This is a genomic window from Nocardioides sp. Z30_9, assembly GCF_058215735.1.
On sequence record NZ_JBZAJF010000002.1, the window covers coordinates 978359 to 998169 of the forward strand.

A 19811-nucleotide genomic window follows, 5' to 3' on the forward strand; every position below is an offset into this window, starting at 1 on the left:
CTGACCGACCACGAAGGAGGTGCGACATGAAGCTGCACAACCAGACCCCGGCCACTACGTGGGCCGCGTTCGTCGCGCCCACCCTCGGTGGTTCCGTCGCCGGAGCCTGCCCGCAGGTGCGCTTCCGCCACGCGAACGACGCCGCCATGGCCATGGGTTGCCGCCCCTGGAGTCCGCTGATCACCTGAGCCCACGCTCACCCTCAGCTGCCTCCAGGCCGCGGAACCCACCACGGGATCCGCGGCCTTCGTGTTGTCCCAGGACGCCGGCGGATCCCACCACCAGCCCCAGCCCACCAGAACGACACCCTCATGAGGAGGTGATCCGGATGCGCACCAGCGCTGTCCGGACAGCACGCATCGACGAGGCGGACCTGCCCTGCCGCAACGAGGACCCGGAGCTCTACTTCGCCGAGTCGCCCACCGACGTGGAGGCGGCGAAGGCGCTGTGCCAGCTCTGCCCGATCCGCACGCAGTGCCTGGCGAGTGCCCTCGAGCGCCGCGAGCCGTGGGGCGTGTGGGGCGGCGAGCTCGTCATCGCCGGCGTGGTCGTCCCGCGCAAGCGTCCGCGGGGCCGCCCCCGCAAGAACCAGGCCGAGGCTCCCATCCCGGTCTCCACCGACGTTCGAAGGTCAGTCGTGACGGCTGCCTGAGCACACATCACCAGAACGGAGCACGACGATGAACGACCTCTTCGTCGACCTGGCCCGCGCCGAGCACGAGGCGCGCCTGGCCGACGCCGAGCGCCGTCGCCGGGCCCGGCGGGCAGCGGTCGTGGACCGGCTGCAGCGCAGGGCCCGGCGGCTGGCGCGGAAGTCCGCGCGGGCCTCGCGGCGGGCCGAGCTGGCTGCCAGCCGGGCACGGCTCGCCCTGGCCCGGGCGATCTGACCGGGCGATCTGAGCGGGCGATCTGAGCGGCGCTCAGCTGATGTAACCGGGAAACGAGTCGCGCAGCACCTGGCGGAACGGCACCTTGGCCTCGAGCTGGCTGAGCACCGCGATGCCTCCGGCGAACGTGCGATGGATCAGCATGTACGCCGGAGGCAGGTTCAGCCTCAGCATGGCGGAGTACGCGTCGCCACGAGGATCGTTGAGCCGGCGGAACTGCTCCTGCATCCAGGAGCGGGAGAACTGGAACTCCTCCACGCTCGCGGGCTCGATGAACGGGCCGAGGTAGGCGCGCAGCTGCTCGGCGTCGACGCGCACGCGCTCGCGGATGAAGCCCTCGTCGCGCAACGCGGTCACCAGCTGCTCGTAGTCCTCCATCGTGGCGATCCGGATCAGCGCCCCCAGGGAGCGGGGCAGGCGCCGCTCGGGCAGTCGCGCGACGGCGCCGAAGTCGAGCACGCCCAGCCGGCCGGGGCTGCCGTCCTCATTCGGCAGCAGCCGGAAGTTGCCGGGGTGCGGATCGGCGTGCAGCATGCCGGTCCGGCTCGGGGCGCCGAACATGAACCGCAGCAGGTGGTAGCCGTAGTGGTCGCGCTCCTCCTGCGTCCCCTCCCGGATGACGCGCGCCAGGGAGTCGGTGCTCTCCATCCACTCGGTGACCAGCACCGTCCCGGCCGAGGCGACGACGTCGGGGACCACGATGTCAGGGTCGTCGCGGTAGGCGAGCGCGAACGTGCGCTGGGCCTGCGCCTCGAGCTGGTAGTCGAGCTCCTCGACCGCCCGCTCCTGCAGCTCGGCGATCAGCGGCTTCACGTCCAGGCCGGGCACCAGCGGCCCGATGCCTCGCGCGACCCGGGCGATCTGGCGCAGGTCGGCGGTCAGCGCCTCGGCCGAACCGGGGTACTGCACCTTCAGCGCCACGTCCCTGCCGTCGGCCCACCGGCCCCGGTGGACCTGTCCGATCGACGCGGCGGCTGCCGGCACCGGGTCGAGCTCGACCAGCTGCTTCTTCCAGTCCGGGCCCAGCTCACGGCCGAGGATCTCGCGCACCGTGATCGTCGGCATCGGGGGAGCGGCGTCCTGCAGCCGGGTCAGCTGGTCGCGGTACGGCGCCGCCAGCTCGTCGGGCAGGGCGGCCTCGAAGATCGACATCGCCTGACCGAACTTCATCGCCCCGCCCTTGAGGTCCCCGAGGGTGCGGAAGAGCTGCTCGGCGGTGCGCTGCTGCACGTCGGTGAGCACGGACTCCGCCGAGGCGCCGCCGATGCGCCTGCCGAGTCCGAGCGCGGTGCGACCCGCGTAGCCCAGCGGCAGTGCCGCGAGCTTGGCGGTGCGGGCGACTGCCCGGCGGGGGAGCTCGCTCACTCGCGACCCCGATCCTCGGTGTGGGTCATCACCCCATGGTGCCCGACACAGGCGAATCCGCCGACCAGCAGCAGCCACATCCCGGATGTCGCAGCCATTCCTGCTCACGCTGCCGGGCCGGTTCGGCCGCCAGGACGATCGTTCGCGACCAGGTCGAGGGTTCGTGCCCGTCGAGGTGGGCGGTCACGTCACGGGCTGCCCAGGCCCGCGCGAGCGAGACCAGCGTGGGGTCGAGGTCGGGCACCCCGTCGGGCCGGGGCAGGGCCGAGGCGCGCACGTACCTCGCGGTCACGGCGACGTGGTCGGGGTCGGCGACAGCCTGGTGGGCGTCGATGCAGCGCAGGCACGGCGTGGTCCCGGGCACCACGAACGGGCCCAGCACGGCGTCGCCGTCGACGAGGCGAACGACGAGGTGCGTCCTGGCGTCACGGACCAGGGGGTCGAGCCGCTCGCGGTCGAGCTCACCCCAGCTGGCCACGACGACCACGTCGGCTCCCACCGCCGACGTGGTGGTGCGCAGGCCGGCTGTCCCGAACAGCTCGGCGAGCCCGGGCACCCCGGGGACCGGGGCGTCGCCGAGCACGGCCACGGTCGCGGGGGCTCGTCCTCGTTCGCGTCCCCAGGCCAGGCACCCGTTGCGCTGCAGGCGTTCGAGCACCTCGGCGAGGCCGGGATCCGTCGCCAGCGTGGCGACGTCGAACCGTCGTTCGAGCAGCAGCGTCAGTGCGCGTTGCACGACCTCGGTGCGGGGCAGCAGCACGCGGCGCCCGTCGTGCAGGCCGACCTGGAGGTGGTGCAGCCCGCGGCGTACGACGCGCAGCCCCGGCGCGAGGGACGGGGACGGCTGGGGGGTCGGCATGGCCGGGACGCTAGGTGGGCCGGCGGCGAGGGCGAAACCTCAATCCACAGGCGCCGGGAACAGCAACGGCGGGACCCCTCCGAGGAGGGGTCCCGCCGTGTGTCTCGCAGGCTGAGTCGTGTGGTGCTCAGGCCTTGCCGAGGATGCGGTTCAGGTTGGTGCCGCAGACGGGGCAGACAGCCTTGGCCATCCGGGTGCCCTTGTCGTTGACCCTCACCTCGCCGCTCGCCTCGCGCTTCTCCTTGCACTTCACGCAGTAGAACTCGCCGCTCCAGGTTTCCGCCATGACGGCCTCCTCATTGATAGTTCTGGTCGTCTCGGCGGGAGGGGTTCGGGGAAACCCGCCGGGGTTCGGTGTTTTCGAACCTCGATCGAGCGTAGACCACGCTCAGGCTCAATCCCCGCAGGGGAGGGTCAGGCGGCCGAACGTGTCCTGCGGCGGTAATCTCCGGCCATGTCGCCGAACTCCGAGCAGATCAGCCCGAACGCGCACCTCCGGCTGGAGCGGCCGGCCCCCGGGGTCGCCCGCCTGGTGCTGGACAACCCCGGCCAGCGCAACGCGATGTCGGATGCGATGACCGCCTCATGGGTGGCTGCGATCGACGAGCTCGCGGCCGACGACTCCGTGCGGGTGGTGGTGGTGACCGGCGAGGGCACGGCGTTCTGCTCAGGTGGCAACACCGGCTGGATCGCGAGCGAGCCCGAGGCCGAGGTCGACTACCTGCGGACCCGGATGATGGCCTTCTACCGTGCCTGGCTGAGCATCCGGAAGCTCGAGGTGCCCACGATCGCCGCGGTCAACGGACCCGCGATCGGCGCGGGGCTGTGCCTGGCCCTGGCCTGCGACATCCGGTACGCCGCTCGCGGGGCCCGGCTGGGGGCGCCGTTCGTCAAGCTCGGGATGCACCCGGGGATGGCCGCCACCTACCTGCTGCCCAACGTGGTGGGCGAGGCCAACGCCCGCGAGCTGCTGCTCACCGGACGCACGGTGGAGGCCGATGAGGCCCGCGAGCTCGGCCTGGTCTCCCGCGTCTTCGAGGCCGAGGAGCTCGGGGAGCGCGTCCAGGAGGTCGCGGAGGGGATCGCCGCCACCGCGCCGATCGCGAGCCGCTACACCACGCTGGCGCTGCGCGACGGCGGGCACAGCGACTTCGAGTCCTGCCTGCAGTGGGAGGCGCTGGCGCAGCCGGTCACCCTGGCCACCGCCGACCTGCAGGAAGGCATCGCGGCGGCACGGGCGAAGCGCGACCCCGTGTTCCGGGGCATCTAGCCGCCTGCCGGTCAGGCCTCAGCCGGGCCCGGCATCTTCGGCCCATCCTCGGTCCCGGCCTCGAGCAGGATCTGCTCGAGGCGGGGGAGCAGGCTGCGGACCAGGTCCGACTTCTCCAGGTAGCCGTGCGCGCCCGCGTTCAGGGCCCCCTGCCCGCCGGTGGCGAACGGGTAGCCCGAGAGCATCACGACCACCGCGTCCGGCGCCGCCTGACGGATCAGGGGCAGTGCCTGCATCCCGTCCATCACCGGCATCGCGATGTCGAGCAGCACCAGGTCCGGCTGGCGTTGCCTGGCCATGTCCACCGCCTGCTGGCCCTCCGCGGCGGTGCCGACGACCTGCCAGCCCTCGGGGTGACGTTCGATCACCATGCTGATCAGCTCACGCAGGTCGGCCGAGTCGTCGACGACCAGCACATTGACGTTCTCGGTCATCGGGGCTCCACCGCCGCCGGTGCGCTGCGCACGGCCGTCCCGGGCTGGACCTGCTGGTCCACGGCGAGCTCGCCGATCCATCGCCGGGCCTGCAGCGAGGTGCTCGCGATCGCGCGGCGTGCCGCACTGATCCGGCCCAGGTCCAGCGCCATCTCAGCGGTCACCAGGCCCTGCACGATCGTGTCGTTGACCTCCCGCGCGACCCGCTGGCGCTCGGTCCGGGCCGCGTCCTCGGCCGACTGCCGTTCGACGAGCTTCTGCATGGTGAGGTCGGTGAAGACGAGGCAGCGCACGAGGACTCCTTCCATGTCGAGGGCGGTGACGGCGACGAGCACCGGCACCTCGGAGAGGTCGGTACGGCGGATCGTGAGCTCGGTGCGCCACGTGTCCATCGCCGTGGTCTCGAGGAGCTCCAGCAGTGCGTCGCGCTGGTCCTCCTCGACGTAGTCGGTGATGTCGCGCCCGATCATCGTGGTGCGATCCACCTCGAGCAGGCTGGCCAGCTGCGGGTTGGCGAACAGGATGACGCCGCGCTCGGAGACCGTGGCGGCTCCCTCGCCCATGCGCTCGACGATGACCCGGTAGGGCCGGTCGGCGCTGGTGAGCGTGTAGACCTGCTCCTCCTGGGGACCGCCGATGACCACGGCGTCCACGCCACCGCTGCTGATCGCCGTCAGCGTCTCCTCCAGGTAGGAGATCTGGCGGCGGAGCTCGACCATGTCGTGCCCCTCGTTGTCCTCGAAGGCCTGCTCCTCGCTGACGTCGGGACTCGGTTCTCGGCTCATCGCGACTCGCCCGGGTGGGAGGACGGCGGCACGCCGTGAGTCGCCGCTCGCGGGGCGAGGTCGAGCCCGGAGCGGATCCGGACGTCGTCGGTGAGGTGGCCGACCAGGTGGCGCGGCGGCGAGGGCGCGTGCTTGACCAGGGTCGGCAGCGCCAGGACGTGGTCCCGCTCGAGGAGCTCGGGGTGCTCGAGCGCGTCGATCACGTCCAGGTCCACCAGCCCGGCCAGGTCGTCGTCACAGATGCGGCGTACGGCGTCCACGGCCTCCATCGATCGACGCGAGGCGCCGCTGATGTAGAGCGTGAGTGACCACCGGGTGGCCTGCTCGACCGTCACTGGGGACTCTGGCCCGGCGGACGCACCTGGAGACCGACGAGGACGCGGTCGGTGTCGGAGAGGTCGCCGATGATCTTGCGGATCGGCTCGGGCAGCTTGCGGACCAGTGTGGGCACGGCCACGATCTCGTCCCCGCGCGCGAGCGCGGGATTGACCAGGAGGTCGATCACCTCCACCCGGTAGCGCCCGGCGAGGTGCTCGTCGCAGACGCGGCGCAGGTTCTCCAGCGCGCGCACCGAGCGGGGCGACTGGCCGGCGACGTAGAGCCGCAGGTCGTAGGTCGCGTCGTCACCCATCGGTGTCGCGGGGGAGGCGTCCGGGTCGCTGCTCCCGGTGGTGTGGCTCATCGCTCGCCCGCCCCGGTCAGGCCCTCGTTGCCGGCGCGCTGCCGGCCCTGGGAGGCGCGGGCGGCCATGGCGGAGGCGCGGCCCTGCGCCTCGGAGGCGATGAACCGCTCGACCTCGGCGTTCTCGGCCACCAGCTGGGCCTCGAGGGCGGCCACCTGCGCCCGGAGCGCGGCCGAGCGCTGCGCCAGCTCCTGACGGCGGCGGTCGATCTCGTCCGCGCGGGTCGCCTGCGAGACCTGCTCCCAGGAGATCTGCTCGGTGCGCTCGGACCCGGTGAGGACGCCGTCGGGGCCGACGTACACGTCGAGCAGCTCGGCCCCCGAATCAGTGAGCACGAACTCACGCACCTGGTTGGAGTGGGCCGAGCCCCGGCTCTTGATCACGAACAGCTGTCGGTTGCGTTCGCCGTTGCGTTCGTCGTTGCGCAGCAGCATCCAGGTGTCGACCAGCGAGGAGACGTCGACCTCGCTGGACTCCTGGCTGGCCCCGTGGGTCAGCGTCGTCATCACGGTGGTGATCCCGCGTCCCTTCAGCAGGTCGAGGTCGCGCGAGATCGCAGACGTGGTGTCGCCGCGGGCCCCGGCGTGGGTGAGGCTGGCGACGGCGTCGAGGACCACCAGGTCGGGCTCGTGCTCGTCGAGGAGGCGGTGCAGCATGGCGAGGTGCTCCTCGAACCCGAACGCGGTGGGACGCACGGACTCCACCAGGAGCAGTCCCGAGTCGGTCCAGCGGCCCAGGTCGATGCCGATCGAGCGCATGTTGCGCACCAGCTGGGCCGGTGACTCCTCGAAGGAGAAGAACAGCGTCTTCTCGCCCCGGGCGCAGGAGGCGTCGGCCATCACGGCGCCGATGCTCGTCTTGCCGGTGCCCGCCGTGCCGCTGATCATCACCGACGACCCGCGGAAGACGCCGCCGGCGAGCATCTCGTCGAGGCGGGCGATGCCACTGGAGATCCGCTCGTCGGAGGCCTCGTAGGTCAGGCCGACCGAGGTGATCGGTACGACGACCAGCCCGTTCCCGGTGATCAGGAAGGGGTACTCGTTGGTGCCGTGCAGCGAGCCGCGGTACTTCACCACCCGCAGACGGCGGGTCGTGATCTCGTCGCGGACCCGGTGGTCGAGGCTGACCACGCAGTCCGAGACGTACTCCTCGATGCCGAACCTGGTCAGGGTGCCGGGACCGCCGCGCTCGCCGGTGATCACCACCGTGAGGCCGCGCTCCTTGAGCCAGCGGAACAGTCGGCCGAGCTCGCCGCGGATGATCGCCTCGTTGGGCAGGGCGCTGAACAGCAGCTCGATCGTGTCCAGCACGACCCGCTTGGCGCCGACGGACTCGACGGCCATGGCGAGCCGGATGAACAGGCCCTCGAGGTCGAACGCACCGGTCTCGATGATCTCGGTGGGGTCGAGCCGGAAGGTGTCGATGGCGAGCAGGCCGTCACGTTCGAGCTGCTCGACGTCGAAGCCGAGGGAGGCCACGTTGGTGACGATGTCCTCGCGGGACTCCTCGAACGCGAGCAGCACCCCGGGCTCGCCGAGGTCGCGCGCGCCGCGCACGAGGAACTCGAGGCCGAACATCGTCTTCCCCGACCCCGCGGCGCCGGTCACCAGGGTCGGGCGCCCGCGCGGCAGCCCACCGTTGGTGATCTCGTCGAACCCGGTGATGCCGGTCGCGGCCTTCTCCAGGCCGACCACCGGCCGGTCCGCCGTCGTCATCGCTCAACCCCGTCCACGGCTGCAGTGTCTCCCGCCTCGAGGTGTTTGTCGGGTGGTTCTCAGATCAACGCCACGCTGCGCGGCGCTTTGGGGGATTTCGTTACGAAGTGTGCCTCGACGGGAACGCAAAAAGCGAGGCCCTCGACGAAACTCCTGCATTTGCCTTCCCCTTGCGAATGCAGGAGGCGCTCGTCGAGGGCCCCTTGTGGGCGGTAACGCTAGCCAGCCTGGCCGCGCCGGTCAATGTGGGTCAGTCCCGAGAAGCCCACCGGTTACGCACCGGCTGTGGATAACCCTGTGGACAGTGTGTGGAGGACGGGTGCTGTGCTGTGGACGCCGGGGCCGCCACAATGAACCCGTGACTGCCGCAGACCAGAGCTACACCGCCGGGCCGGTCGCCGCCCTGCGCCGGATCGCGTTCCTGCTCGAGCGGAGCCGGGCGGAGGCCTACAAGGTCAAGGCGTTCCGCTCCGCGGCCGACACCATCCTGCCGCTGGGCGAGGAGGTCGCCGAGCGGGTCCGCGCCGGCACGCTGCGCGACCTGCCCGGGATCGGGGCCTCGACCGCGGAGGTGATCGAGGACGCCGTCGAGGGGCGTACGCCGAAACGGCTGGCCGCACTCGAGCAGGAGAGCGGCGGCCCGCTCGTGGAGGGCGGCGAGGAGCTCCGCGGCCGGTTGCGCGGCGACCTGCACTCGCACAGCGACTGGTCCGACGGCGGCTCGCCGATCGAGGAGATGGCGTTCACCGCGATGGAGCTCGGCCACGAGTACCTCGTGCTCACCGACCACTCCCCGCGGCTGCGGGTGGCCAACGGGCTCTCCGCCGTCCGGCTCGCCCGCCAGCTCGAGGTGGTCGACGCGGTCAACCAGCACCTGGGCTCGGCCGCCGACGGAGCCGGGTTCCGGCTGCTCAAGGGCATCGAGGTCGACATCCTCGACGACGGCTCCCTGGACCAGAGCGAGGAGATGCTGGACCGGCTCGAGGTGCGCGTCGCCTCGGTGCACTCCAAGCTCGCGATGGATGCCGAGGCGATGACCAGGCGGATGGTGACCGCCGTGGAGAACCCGTTCGTCAACGTCCTCGGCCACTGCACCGGCCGCCTGGTCACCGGCAACCGGGGCACGCGCGAGCAGTCGGAGTTCGATCCCGAGCGGGTCTTCACCGCCTGCCGCGAGTCCGGCACCGCCGTGGAGATCAACTCCAGGCCCGAGCGCCGCGACCCGCCCACGGACCTGCTCCGCAAGGCGATCGACCTCGGCTGCCTGTTCTCCATCGACAGCGACGCGCACGCCCCGGGGCAGCTGGACTTCCTGTCCTACGGCGCCGCTCGGGCCGCGGGGCTGGGCCTGGACCCGGAACGGATCGTGAACACCTGGCCGCTCGACCGGTTGCTCGAGTGGGCCCGGCCCGACCGGTCGGCCTGACTCGTCGCTCTGACTCGTCGGTCTGGGCGAACCGGCTAGACCTGCAGCCAGGCCAGCACGGCCGGGGTGGTGACCAGCGCGGCTGCGGTGATGGTCTCGGTGTTCGCCATCTTCACCACCCTGTCGATGCTGGAGATGAAGATGATGGGCGTCGGCCTCTCCGCGGCGATCCTCGTCGACGCCACCGTGATCCGCCTGGTGCTGCTGCCGGCGATCCTGGTGCTGCTCGGAGACCGCGCCTGGTGGCCCGCGAGGCCGAAGGGCCCGGCAGGGGACAGGGTCGAGGAGACCGATCCGGCGTACGCCTCGGCCCGAGCCGGATCGTGAACCCTGGACCGGTTCAGCCGGCCTGGTCGACGGCCAGGGCGAGGTACTGCAGCACCCGGTCCAGCACGGCCACGGCGCGACGGGTCTGCTCCGAGGCCGGTGCCGGGGTGTCCTCGAGCACGGCCCAGTGGGCGAACGTGCTCCCGGGCAGCAGGGTCTCGCTGAGCCGTGCGCACAGCCGGGCGGCGTCACGCACCACCTGGGGGTCGACGGACCAGAAGGTCTCGAACCGCCGGGAGGCGTCCTCCTCCCCGGGCTCGCCCGGACGTTCCCAGCCCACGACGCAGCCGGGGTGCTCCTCGGAGTCGCAGACCAGCACCCACTCCCGGTTCAGGGGCGAGTCGAAGGGCACCGGCACCTCGGTGGGCGCCTCAGCGGGCCGGTCGGGGGCCGCGACGCCGGGGTCGAAGTCCGCGAACACGAACGTGGCCAGCGAGGTGCGGGACAGCTCCGACCAGCGCCGGCGCGAGGCCTCGTAGAGGTCGGTGCGCTGGAAGGCCGCGAACAGCAGCGGCCGGTCCGCCTGGGCCGCGCACTCGTCCTCCACGGCCCGGCACAGGGCCAGCACTCCCGGCTTGCGGAGCAGCTGGACCCGCAGGTCGGGGTGCCGGCGCCGGAGCCCGGCGAAGACGGAGGTCTCGTCGCGCTGTGAACGGCTGCGGGCCCGTTGCACGGCCGTGGGCATGCTCAGCCCACGGGCGCGGTGGCGGAGGGTCTCGCGGACCAGCTCCACGTCCTCGGGGACGTAGCGCCGCTGCCCGCTGGCCGAGCGCGTCGGGGTGGGTACGCCGTACCGCGACTCCCAGGTGCGCAGCGTGCCGGCGGCCACCCCCGTCTGGGCCGCGAGCTCACCGATGGTCAGCGTCGGCCCGGCCTGCTCCTCGTCCGTGATCTTGCCTCCTCAGGTTGCGCAAGTATTGTTCAGCATATTGCACAACTCGGCAGCACGGTTCTGGGGAGGAGGTCCCCTTGCGTTCCCCGGTGACCCCTGATCCATGCGCGGATCCGCACTGTCGGCCCCGATCGCAGTCCGGGTCGCAGCAGGCATCGCCGGACACCGCCGCGGACCGGACGCTGGGGCGTCTTCTCGACGAGGGCACCTCCACGGCGGCCGGGATCGGCGGCGGCCACCACCGGCTCTGGCGCAGCCTGGTCTCGGCGACCGAGGGCGGGAAGCGGTTCCGGCCGGCCCTGTTCGAGGTGGGCTACCGGGCCTGGGGCGGGACCGACGACGACGCGGCCGCTGCCGTCGGGGCGGCGATCGAGCTGCTGCACACCGCGTTCGTGGTCCACGACGACGTGATCGACGGCGACGACGTACGCCGTGGGCGGCTCAACGTCTCGGGCGCCCACGTGGCGGAGGCGCTCGCCGAGGGCGTGTCCCCGGCGCGGGCCCGGTCCTACGGGACGGCCGCCGGGATCCTTGCCGGAGACCTCGCCCTCGCCGGTGCGCTGCGCGCGCTGGCGCTGTGTCCCGCCGAGCCCGGCACCGTACGCCGGCTGCTGGACCTGTTCGACCAGGTGCTGCACGCGACGGCCGCCGGTGAGCTGAGCGACGTACGGATGAGTCTGGGCACGACTCCGGGCACCGGGAGCCCGACCGTCGCGGAGGCCCTGCTGATGGCCGAGCGCAAGACCGGCGAGTACTCCTTCGCGCTGCCGCTGCAGGCCGCCGCAATCCTCGCCGGGGCGTCCGCGCACGCGGTGCACGTCGCCGGCCGGGTGGGGCGCGCGCTGGGCACGGCCTACCAGCTGACCGACGACCTCCAGGGCGTCTTCGGAGACCCCGCCCGCACCGGCAAGAGCGCCACGAGCGACCTCCGCTCGGGCAAGTCCACGCCGCTGATCGCGCACGCGCGCACCAGCGCGGCCTGGCCGACGATCGCGCCGTACGTCGGCCTGGACACGCTCACCGAGGCGGACGCCGAGGTGGTCCGGGAGCTGCTCACCACCGCGGGCTCGCGCCGCTTCGTCGAGGAGCTCGTCAGCACCCACGTCGACCTGGCCGAGAAGACGGCGCGCGGGGGCGACCTCCCCGTCGACCTCGTCACCTGGATCGAGGCGATGCGCACCGACCTGCTGAGCGGGGCGCCGTGAGCACGCTCAGGCCGGCCGGCTCGGGGTCCGGAAGCTACGACAGCGTGGCGGCGAGCAGCGCCGCCCTGGTGATCAGCGCCTACTCGACCTCGTTCGGGGCCGCGTCCAGGCTGCTGGCCAACCCCGTGCGCACCCACGTGCGCAACGTCTACGCCCTGGTCCGCATTGCCGACGAGATCGTCGACGACGCGGACGCCGGAGCCGGCGTGGCCGAGCGCGAGCAGCTGCTGGGGCGGCTGTGGGAGGACACGCTGCACGCGATGCGGCACGGCCGCAGCAGCAACCTGGTGGTGCACGCGTTCGCCACCACGGCCCGGGCGGTCGGGATCACGCCCGACCTCGTCGACCCCTTCTTCGAGTCGATGCGCACCGACCTGCACGTCACCCGGCACGACGCCGCCAGCCTGGAGCGGTACGTCTACGGCTCCGCCGAGGTGGTCGGCCTGATGTGCCTGCGCGTCTTCGTCGCCGACACCGCGGACGCGACGGCCTACGAGCGGCTCGCGCCGGGGGCCAGGAGCCTGGGTGCCGCGTTCCAGAAGGTGAACTTCCTGCGCGACCTGGCCGAGGACCAGGGCGTGCTCGGCCGCCACTACTTCCCCGGGGTCGACCTCGACACGTTCACCGACGCCCAGCGCGACGTGCTCCTCGACGACATCGACCGCGACCTGGCGAGCGCCGCCGCGGTGATCCCGCGGCTGCCGGCGAGCAGCAGGCGCGCCGTGCTCGCTGCCCATGCGTTGTTCCTCGAGCTGGCCCGCCGGCTGCGCGCGACCCCGGCGGAGGTGATCCGCGGCGGACGGGTGCGGGTCCCGGGGCCGGCCAAGGCGCAGGTCCTGCTGCGGGCGCTGCTGGTCCGGAGGATCTCGTGAGCGCGGCGGCGCGCCAGTCGCGTCGTACGCCGGCCGGCTCCGCGGTCGTCGTCGGCGGCGGGATCGCCGGCCTCGCGACGGCGGCCCTGCTCGCCCGCGACGGCTGGAGCGTCGACCTGCTCGAGCAGCGTGCGGAGCTGGGCGGGCGGATCGGGACCTGGGAGAGCCAGGGGTTCCGGTTCGACACCGGTCCGTCGTGGTACCTGATGCCGGAGGTCTTCGAGCACTTCTTCGCGCTCTTCGGCCGTGACGCCGAGGCGGAGCTGGGGCTCAGCCTGCTCGACCCCGGCTACCGGGTGTTCTACGAGGGCCACCACGAGCCGGTCGACATCCACGCCGACCGGGACACCAACGTGGCCACCTTCGAGCGGATCGAGCCGGGGGCGGGCGCGGCCCTGGAGCAGTACCTCGCCTCGGCGCAGGACGCCTACACGGTCGCGCTGCGACGGTTCCTCTACTCCAACTTCGAGACCCTGAGCGGCCAGGCGCGGTGGGACGTGGTGCTGCGGACCCCCCGCCTGCTCCGGCTGCTCACCCAGACCCTGGAGAGCTTCGTCGCGCAGCGGTTCCGCGACCGGCGGCTCCGGCAGGTGCTGGGCTACCCGGCCGTGTTCCTGGGGACCTCGCCCGACCGGGCGCCGAGCATGTACCACCTGATGAGCCGCCTCGACCTCGCCGACGGGGTGTTCTACCCCCGCGGCGGGTTCGGGCAGCTGCTGCAGGTCTTCGCCGGCGTGGCCCGCGATGCCGGGGCGAGGCTGCACACCGGGGCCACCGTCACCGCGATCACCACGCGGGCCGGCGCCGGCACCCGGAGGCGGCGAGGAGGCAGGCCGGCCGTGACCGGGGTGCGCTATCGCGACGCCGACGGGGTGGAGCACACCCTGGCCGCGGACGTGGTGGTCGGCGCCGCCGACCTGCACCACCTCGAGACCGAGCTGCTGCCCCGCGAGCAGCAGACCTACCCACAGGCCTACTGGGACGCCCGCGATCCCGGGCCGGGCGCGGTGCTGGCCTGCCTCGGCGTCGAGGGCTCCCTGCCCGAGCTCCCGCACCACTCGCTGTTCTTCACCGAGGACTGGCACACGAACTTCGACGACATCTTCGGTGAGCACCCCCGGGTCCCGGACCCCGCGTCGACCTACGTGTGCAAGCCCTCGGAGACCGACCCCACGGTCGCCCCCGAGGGCTCGGAGAACCTCTTCGTGCTGGTGCCGGTCCCGGCCGACGTCGCGATCGGCAGCGGCGGACTCGACGGCGCCGGGGACCCGCTGGTGGAGAAGGCGGCCGACGCCGCGATCGACCAGGTGGCGGCCTGGGCGGGCATCCCCGACCTGCACTCGCGGATCCGCGTGCGGCGTACGTTCGGGCCCGGCGACTTCGCCCACGACCTGAACGCCTGGTCCGGCGGTGCGCTCGGGCCGGCGCACACGTTGCGGCAGAGCGCGTTCTTCCGCACCGGCAACGTCTCCCGCAAGGTCACGGGGCTCCACTACGCCGGTGCGAGCACGGTCCCCGGGATCGGTCTCCCGATGTGCCTGATCAGCGCGGAGCTCGTCGTGAAGCGACTGCGCGGCGACCGGTCCTCCACCCCGCTGGAGCCGCGGGACACCACCGGATGACCCATCTGGCCTACCTCGCCGCGCTGATCCTGCCGCTGGGCTGCATGGCGCTGGTCGACCGCCGGTGGCGGCTGGTGCTGTGGGCCGACTGGCGGCGCGCGAGCATGGTGCTGGGTGTCGGTGTGGTCGTGTTCCTGGCCTGGGACCTGGTGGCGATCGGCCAGGACTTCTACCGTCGAGGGGGAGCGGCCCGGTGGATGACCGGCATCGAGGTCGCTCCGCACCTGCCGCTGGAGGAGGTCTTCTTCGTGCTGTTCCTGTGCTACTTCACCCTGGTGATGCACCAGGCCGTGCTCCGGTTCCTCACCGGAAGCAGGGGCGGGACCGGTGCCGGGACAAGTGCGGACACCAGCAGCAGGAACGGGGCCGAGCGATGACCTACGCGCTGCTCGGGACCGTCTTCGTCGTCGCGGGCGCGGTCCTCGCCGTGGTCGCGGCCCGTCTCGCCCGCGTCCCGCGCCGCTGGTGGGCTGCCAGCCTCCTGGTCGGGGTGCTGCTGGTGGCGCTCACGGCGGTCTTCGACACGGTGATGATCAGCGCGGACCTGTTCCGCTACGGCGAGGACGCGCTGCTGGGTCCGCGGGTGCTGCTCACCCCGGTCGAGGACTTCGCCTGGCCGGTGTTCGCCGTGCTCGCGCTGCCGGCGCTGTGGGAGCTGACCGGGATCCGCCGTGGGCGCTGAGGCCCAGATGAGCGACCAGGTGAGCGACCCGGCCCCGGGCGCGCTGCGCCAGCTGGTCGGCTCCTCGCGCCCGCTGAGCTGGGTGAACACCGCCTACCCGTTCGGCGCGGCCTACCTGCTCGGCGGCGGCGGCGTGGACCTCGCGCTGGTGCTCGGCGTCGTCTACTTCCTGGTGCCCTACAACCTGCTGATGTACGGCGTGAACGACGTCTTCGACTACGAGTCCGACCTGCGCAACCCGCGCAAGGGCGGGGTCGAGGGCGTGGTGCTCTCCGACCGGTGGCACCGGCTGACGCTCTGGTCGGCGGCGCTGACCAACCTGCCGTTCCTGGCCTACCTGGCCGTGGTCGGCTCCGTGCGCTCGAACCTCGTGCTCGCGGTGGTCGTGTTCGCCGTCGTCGCCTACTCCGCGCCCGGCCTGAGGTTCAAGGAGCGCCCGTTCCTGGACTCGATGACCTCCAGCACGCACTTCGCCGGCCCGGCGGTCTTCGGGTTCGCCCTCACCGGGGCCGAGCTCACCCTCACCGCGCTGGCGGCGTTCGTGGCGTTCTTCCTGTGGGGTGTCGCCTCCCAGGCCTTCGGTGCGGTCCAGGACATCGAGGCGGACCAGGGCGCCGGCATCGGCTCGGTCGCGACCTCGCTCGGCGCCGCCCCCACCGTCCGGTTCGCCATCACGGCGTACGCCGCCGCCGGGCTGCTGCTCCTGGTCGCGGTCAGCGGACCTGGCCGGCTCGCCGCGCTGCTGGTCGTGCCGTACGTCGTCAACATCTGGCGCTACCGGTCGCTGCCCGACCGGGACTGCGAGAGCGCGAACGCCGGGTGGCGGCGGTTCCTGGTGCTCAACTACGTCACCGGCTTCCTGGTCACCCAGCTGTTCATCTGGATCGAGCTGACCCGATGAGGGACCGGCGATGGTGATCGACCCGCACTTCCGCGTCGCCGACCTCGCCCGGCTCGCCGGGCTGGGCAGCTTCGTCTGGTGCCTGATCGACGGCCAGGGCGTGAACGCGGCGCTGTTCGCCCTGGTGCTGCTCGGGCTGGTGCTGCCCCGGTTCCTCGGCGCCTCGCCGCGCCTGGACCTGATCAGCTCCGGGGTGCTGCTGTTCGCGGCGTGGAGCGCCGTGCTCGACCTCTACCTCACCTATCCCGTGCTCGACCTGGTGGTGCACGCCGTGGCCTGCGCCCTGGTCACCGTGCTCGCCTTCCAGCTGCTGGTCGCGTTCTCGGTGCTCCCACGCGAGCGGGATCGCACCCTGCGCCGGGCCGGTGTCGGGATCGTGCTCACCACCACGGCCCTGGGCACGATGCTCGGGCTGGTCTGGGAGCTGGGGGAGTGGTTCGGGCACACCTACCTCGACGACCGCATCCAGGTGGGGTACGACGACACGCTCGGCGATCTCGTCGCAGACGGGTTCGGTGCGCTCGTGGTGGGGCTGGTGCTCGCCCTGCGCAGTCGCCCGGACCGCCGCGACCCGGTGCGCCCGGCGAGGGGCGTCGGGCCCACCGTGTCGGTGGTGATCCCGGTCAAGGACGACGCCGGCCCGCTGGCCGAGTGCCTGTCCCTGCTGCAGGCCCAGACCGTCCCGCCGTACGAAGTGGTGGTGGTCGACAACGGCTCGCTCGACGAGAGCGCGCTGGTGGCCACCGGCTTCGGGGCCAGGGTGGTGACCGAGCCGCGCCCCGGCATCCCCGTGGCCGCCGCTGCTGGCTACGACGCGGCGCGCGGCGAGGTGATCGCGCGCTGCGACGCCGACTCGAGGCCGCCCGCGGACTGGGTGGAGCAGATCACCGCCCGGATGGCCGCGGAGCCCGGTCTGGCGGCGCTGACCGGGTCGGGCCGGTTCCACGACCTGCCGCGGTGGGTCGAGCCGGTCGCGCGCTGGTCCTACCTCGGGTCGTACTACGTGCTGGTGCACGCGGCGATGGGGCAGACCACCCTGTGGGGGTCCAACATGGCGCTGCGCACCCGGACCTGGCGCGAGGTGCGCCACCTCGTGCACCTCGACCCCGAGGTGCACGACGACATGGACCTCGCGTTCTGCCTGGGCGCGGACCGTCAGGTCCGCTACGACCGGTCACTGGTGGTGGGGGTCTCCGCACGGTCGCTGCGCGGGGGACGCCAGCTCCGCCGCCGGATGGACCGGGCGGTGCGCACGCTGCGTGCCAACTGGGACGTCACGCCGCCGTGGACGAGGTGGCGTGCCCGGCTCGAGCCCAGCAGGGACCGGACCTGATCTGCGGAGGTTCGGTTGTCGGCGGGAGGCGCTATTTTTCTTCCCATGCCAGGACAGGTCGATGCCCCAGTGGAGGTGCGGCGCTCCCAGCGCCGCAAGCGCACCGTGTCCGCCTACCGCCGCGACGGCAAGGTGGTCGTGATGATCCCGGCCCGGTTCACCCGGGCCGAGGAGGCCGAGTGGGTCACCACGATGCTCGCTCGCCTGGAGCGCTCCGAGAAGCGGGGGCGCCGCTCCGACGCCCAGCTGATGCGCCGGGCCGAGGAGCTGCGCCACGAGTACCTCGAGGGCCGGGCCCAGCCCACGTCGGTGCGCTGGGTGGGCAACATGACGACGCGGTGGGGCTCGTGCACCACCACCACCGGTGAGATCCGGCTCTCCGACCGGCTGCAGAAGATGCCGGCCTGGGTGGTCGACTACGTGCTCGTGCACGAGCTCGCGCACCTGATCGAGGCCAGCCACGACCAGCGCTTCTGGCGCTGGGTCGACCGCTACCCCCGGGCCGAGCGCGCCAAGGGCTACCTCGAGGGCGTCTCGCACGCCGCCGGGCTGGGCCTGGAGCCGTGCCGTGAGCCCGAGGAGGTCTCCTAGCCGGCGCTCAGGCCGGCTGCTTCAGGGCCAGGCCGATCATCTCGGTCATGTCGGGCTCCTGCGTCGGGAGGTCGTCCACCGGCCACCAGCGCACCGCCAGTGACTCCTCGCTGGTGACGGGAACGCTCTGGCCCGCCACGACCGCGAGGAACCTCACGTCGAGGTGCTCCACGGCGCCGCGCGGGTCGCAGAACGGCACGGTGTGCCGGGACAGGTGCAGCGGCTCGGCCCGGACCACGAGGCCCTCGAGCCCGGACTCCTCGGCCGCCTCGCGCCGCGCGGCCTCGACCAGGCCGGCGTCGCCCGGCTCGAGGTGACCGCCGAAGTGGAACCAGCGACCGGCCTTGCGGTGCAGGTTCAACAAGACCTGGCTGCGGTCCTCGCTGACCACGAGCGCGCCCGCGGTCAGGTGCGCGGGGAAGCAGGAGCGCCACACCCCGTCGTCGTGCGCGGTCAGGTGCTCGACGTACGCCGACCGGAGCCGCTCCTGCTCAGGGGTCGGTGCCCGCCAGCCGGTGAGCACCTCGAGGGCGTCGGCGTGCAGCCTCACCCCTCGTCGGGCCCGGTGTCAGGCTTGGTGTCAGGCTTGGTGTCGGGCTTCTCGTCCGTCTCCGCGTCCACCTGTGGGGCGGGCTTGTCCCCGTCGGCGTCGAGGAGCTCGCCGAGCGCCTTGTCGAAGTCGTCGGAGCTGAGCTCGGCCGGCTCGGTGAGGTCCTCGCGGAAGCCCAGCGGGTCGTCGAGGTCGGCAGCGGTCGGCAGCAGGTCGGGGTGGGCCCAGACCGCGTCGCGGGCCTCCTTGCCCTGGCGCGAGCGCAGCGACCCCCACAGGGCCGAGGCGTCGCGCAGCCGGCGCGGGCGCAGCTCCAGCCCGACCAGTGCGGCGAAGGTCTCCTCCGCGGGACCACCCGCGGCACGGCGCCTCCGGATCGCCTCCTGCATCTTCCCCGAGGCCGGCATCCGCTCGGCGGTCGCCTGGCCCACCACCTCGTCGACCCAGCCCTCGACCAGCGCGAGCGTGGTCTCCAGGCGGGCCAGGGCGGCCTTCTGCTCGGGGGTCTGCTGGGGCTCGAAGAGCCCGCCCTGCAGTGCCTCCTGCATCGCCTCCATGTTGGTGGGGTCGAGCTGGCCCATCGCCTGCTCGATGCCCGAGACGTCGATGGTGACGCCGCGCCCGAAGTCCTCGACCGAGGAGATCAGGTGCTGTCGCAGCCACGGCACGTGGGCGAAGAGGCGCTGGTGCGCGGCCTCGCGCAGCGACAGGTAGAGCAGGACGTCCTCAGCGGTGACGTCGAGGCCCTCGGCGAACTCCGCGATGTTGTGGGGGAGCAGCGCCGCCTTGCCGGCCGGGCCGAGCGGCAGGCCGACGTCGCTGGCGGTGAGGACCTCGCCGGCCAGCCCGCCCAGGGCAGCGCCGACCTGGCTGCCGAACATGGCGCCGCCGGCCTTGCCGAGCATCCCGATCAGGGGCCCGGCCATCGCCTGCGCCTCCTCGGGAAGTGCCTTGCCCATCGCGGCGACGACGTGCTCGGCGACGGGCTCCACGAGGACCCGCCACACCTCGGTGGTCTGCTCGATCCACTCCGCGCGGCTCCAGGCCGCGGTGGTGGTGATCCCCGAGGGCAGCACGGTCGCGTCGTCGAGCCAGTGGTCGGCGAGCCGCAGGGCGTCCGCGACCCGGCTCTGGTCGCTGCTGGTCGGGCTGGGGTCGGGCTCCTGGGCGGCGGTCTTGCGGGCGATGTCGGTGGCGAGGGCCCAGTTCACGGGACCGTCGTACGGCGCCATCATCGCCTGGACCTGACCCATCAACCCGGACAGGTCCGGCATGTTGAAGCCGGCTGCGCCGCCCTGGCCGCCGGGACCGCCGGTGCCGCCGAGAGCGTTGAAGATCTGCTCGAAGGGGGTCCCCTTGAAGGGGTTGTTCTCGTCCGGTCGGTCGTCCATGCAACCCAAATTACCGGTTACG

General features: G+C 72.5%; 24 protein-coding genes and 1 pseudogene. 14 read left to right on the top strand and 11 right to left on the bottom strand.

Going from position 1 to position 19811, the window contains the following annotated elements; genetic code table 11:
* Positions 1-26: 26 nt before the first annotated feature.
* From AC4BGB_RS15375 to AC4BGB_RS15385, 3 genes are all read left to right on the top strand, one after another.
* On the top strand, positions 27-188 hold the full coding sequence (locus AC4BGB_RS15375; protein ID WP_490547751.1) for a hypothetical protein: 162 nt from the start codon (positions 27-29) through the stop codon (positions 186-188).
* 140 nt (positions 189-328) lie between these two features.
* Positions 329-652, top strand: a complete 324-nt coding sequence (locus tag AC4BGB_RS15380) for a WhiB family transcriptional regulator (RefSeq protein ID WP_490547752.1) — start codon at positions 329-331, stop codon at positions 650-652.
* A gap of 28 nt (positions 653-680) precedes the next feature.
* Positions 681-887 carry a hypothetical protein gene (locus AC4BGB_RS15385; protein WP_490547753.1) on the top strand — a complete coding sequence of 69 codons (207 nt, stop codon included), beginning with the start codon at positions 681-683 and terminating at the stop codon, positions 885-887.
* A gap of 33 nt (positions 888-920) precedes the next feature.
* Here the strand turns inward: AC4BGB_RS15385 and AC4BGB_RS15390 are convergent, their stop codons facing one another.
* From AC4BGB_RS15390 to AC4BGB_RS15400, 3 genes are all read right to left on the bottom strand, one after another.
* The gene (locus tag AC4BGB_RS15390) at positions 921-2252 is read right to left on the bottom strand and encodes an ABC1 kinase family protein (RefSeq protein ID WP_490547754.1); all 1332 of its coding nucleotides are present in this window, start codon (positions 2250-2252) and stop codon (positions 921-923) included.
* 28 nt (positions 2253-2280) lie between these two features.
* Entirely contained in the window at positions 2281-3111 is an 831-nt protein-coding gene (locus AC4BGB_RS15395) for a TOMM precursor leader peptide-binding protein (RefSeq protein WP_490547755.1), read from the bottom strand.
* Between the two features lie 127 nt (positions 3112-3238).
* Positions 3239-3397: a DUF5679 domain-containing protein gene (locus AC4BGB_RS15400; RefSeq protein ID WP_196804019.1), complete on the bottom strand. Its 159-nt coding sequence runs from the start codon at positions 3395-3397 to the stop codon at positions 3239-3241.
* A gap of 168 nt (positions 3398-3565) precedes the next feature.
* Here AC4BGB_RS15400 and AC4BGB_RS15405 point away from each other — a divergent pair, with 168 nt between their 5' ends.
* Positions 3566-4381 carry an enoyl-CoA hydratase/isomerase family protein gene (locus tag AC4BGB_RS15405; RefSeq protein ID WP_490547756.1) on the top strand — a complete coding sequence of 272 codons (816 nt, stop codon included), beginning with the start codon at positions 3566-3568 and terminating at the stop codon, positions 4379-4381.
* Between the two features lie 11 nt (positions 4382-4392).
* Here the strand turns inward: AC4BGB_RS15405 and AC4BGB_RS15410 are convergent, their stop codons facing one another.
* The 5 genes from AC4BGB_RS15410 to kaiC are packed head-to-tail and all read right to left on the bottom strand — an operon-like array spanning position 4393 to position 7997.
* The gene (locus AC4BGB_RS15410) at positions 4393-4815 is read right to left on the bottom strand and encodes a response regulator transcription factor (RefSeq protein ID WP_490547757.1); all 423 of its coding nucleotides are present in this window, start codon (positions 4813-4815) and stop codon (positions 4393-4395) included.
* Positions 4812-5600 (bottom strand): DUF8755 domain-containing protein, encoded by a 789-nt coding sequence (locus AC4BGB_RS15415; protein ID WP_490547758.1) that lies wholly within the window; start codon positions 5598-5600, stop codon positions 4812-4814. The genes AC4BGB_RS15410 and AC4BGB_RS15415 overlap by 4 nt, the downstream gene beginning before the upstream one ends.
* Positions 5597-5935 (bottom strand): circadian clock KaiB family protein, encoded by a 339-nt coding sequence (locus tag AC4BGB_RS15420; protein WP_490547759.1) that lies wholly within the window; start codon positions 5933-5935, stop codon positions 5597-5599. The genes AC4BGB_RS15415 and AC4BGB_RS15420 overlap by 4 nt, the downstream gene beginning before the upstream one ends.
* On the bottom strand, positions 5932-6282 hold the full coding sequence (locus AC4BGB_RS15425) for a circadian clock KaiB family protein (protein ID WP_490547760.1): 351 nt from the start codon (positions 6280-6282) through the stop codon (positions 5932-5934). Before AC4BGB_RS15425 ends, AC4BGB_RS15420 begins: the two co-directional genes overlap by 4 nt.
* The gene (kaiC, locus tag AC4BGB_RS15430) at positions 6279-7997 is read right to left on the bottom strand and encodes a circadian clock protein KaiC (RefSeq protein WP_490547761.1); all 1719 of its coding nucleotides are present in this window, start codon (positions 7995-7997) and stop codon (positions 6279-6281) included. Before kaiC ends, AC4BGB_RS15425 begins: the two co-directional genes overlap by 4 nt.
* 358 nt (positions 7998-8355) lie before the next feature.
* Here kaiC and AC4BGB_RS15435 point away from each other — a divergent pair, with 358 nt between their 5' ends.
* Complete coding sequence (locus AC4BGB_RS15435) at positions 8356-9423, top strand: PHP domain-containing protein (protein WP_490547762.1); 1068 nt, start codon at positions 8356-8358, stop codon at positions 9421-9423.
* A gap of 63 nt (positions 9424-9486) precedes the next feature.
* A pseudogene (locus AC4BGB_RS15440) lies at positions 9487-9750 on the top strand (MMPL family transporter); the annotation flags it as partial.
* Positions 9751-9763: 13 nt separating this feature from the next.
* On the opposite strand, the gene AC4BGB_RS15445 reads toward AC4BGB_RS15440, so the two are convergent.
* A complete protein-coding gene (locus AC4BGB_RS15445; RefSeq protein ID WP_490548453.1) occupies positions 9764-10642 on the bottom strand; it encodes a DICT sensory domain-containing protein in 879 nt (292 codons plus the stop codon).
* A gap of 89 nt (positions 10643-10731) precedes the next feature.
* On the opposite strand from AC4BGB_RS15445, the gene AC4BGB_RS15450 reads away from it, so the two are divergent.
* The 8 genes from AC4BGB_RS15450 to AC4BGB_RS15485 are packed head-to-tail and all read left to right on the top strand — an operon-like array spanning position 10732 to position 17848.
* Positions 10732-11847, top strand: a complete 1116-nt coding sequence (locus AC4BGB_RS15450) for a polyprenyl synthetase family protein (RefSeq protein WP_490547763.1) — start codon at positions 10732-10734, stop codon at positions 11845-11847.
* Positions 11844-12719: a phytoene/squalene synthase family protein gene (locus AC4BGB_RS15455; RefSeq protein ID WP_490547764.1), complete on the top strand. Its 876-nt coding sequence runs from the start codon at positions 11844-11846 to the stop codon at positions 12717-12719. The genes AC4BGB_RS15450 and AC4BGB_RS15455 overlap by 4 nt, the downstream gene beginning before the upstream one ends.
* Entirely contained in the window at positions 12716-14341 is a 1626-nt protein-coding gene (gene crtI, locus AC4BGB_RS15460; RefSeq protein WP_490547765.1) for a phytoene desaturase family protein, read from the top strand. Before AC4BGB_RS15455 ends, crtI begins: the two co-directional genes overlap by 4 nt.
* Positions 14338-14718 carry a lycopene cyclase domain-containing protein gene (locus tag AC4BGB_RS15465; protein WP_490547766.1) on the top strand — a complete coding sequence of 127 codons (381 nt, stop codon included), beginning with the start codon at positions 14338-14340 and terminating at the stop codon, positions 14716-14718. The genes crtI and AC4BGB_RS15465 overlap by 4 nt, the downstream gene beginning before the upstream one ends.
* Complete coding sequence (locus tag AC4BGB_RS15470) at positions 14715-15023, top strand: lycopene cyclase domain-containing protein (protein WP_490547767.1); 309 nt, start codon at positions 14715-14717, stop codon at positions 15021-15023. Before AC4BGB_RS15465 ends, AC4BGB_RS15470 begins: the two co-directional genes overlap by 4 nt.
* A 7-nt stretch (positions 15024-15030) precedes the next feature.
* Positions 15031-15924 (top strand): prenyltransferase, encoded by an 894-nt coding sequence (locus tag AC4BGB_RS15475; protein ID WP_490547768.1) that lies wholly within the window; start codon positions 15031-15033, stop codon positions 15922-15924.
* A 10-nt stretch (positions 15925-15934) separates the two neighbouring features.
* Complete coding sequence (locus tag AC4BGB_RS15480) at positions 15935-17257, top strand: glycosyltransferase family 2 protein (protein WP_490547769.1); 1323 nt, start codon at positions 15935-15937, stop codon at positions 17255-17257.
* A gap of 45 nt (positions 17258-17302) precedes the next feature.
* Positions 17303-17848, top strand: a complete 546-nt coding sequence (locus AC4BGB_RS15485; RefSeq protein ID WP_490547770.1) for a M48 metallopeptidase family protein — start codon at positions 17303-17305, stop codon at positions 17846-17848.
* Positions 17849-17855: 7 nt separating this feature from the next.
* On the opposite strand, the gene AC4BGB_RS15490 is transcribed toward AC4BGB_RS15485, so the two are convergent.
* A complete protein-coding gene (locus AC4BGB_RS15490) occupies positions 17856-18398 on the bottom strand; it encodes an NUDIX hydrolase (protein WP_490547771.1) in 543 nt (180 codons plus the stop codon).
* Positions 18395-19789, bottom strand: a complete 1395-nt coding sequence (locus AC4BGB_RS15495) for a zinc-dependent metalloprotease (RefSeq protein ID WP_490547772.1) — start codon at positions 19787-19789, stop codon at positions 18395-18397. Before AC4BGB_RS15495 ends, AC4BGB_RS15490 begins: the two co-directional genes overlap by 4 nt.
* Between the last annotated feature and the right edge of the window lie 22 nt (positions 19790-19811).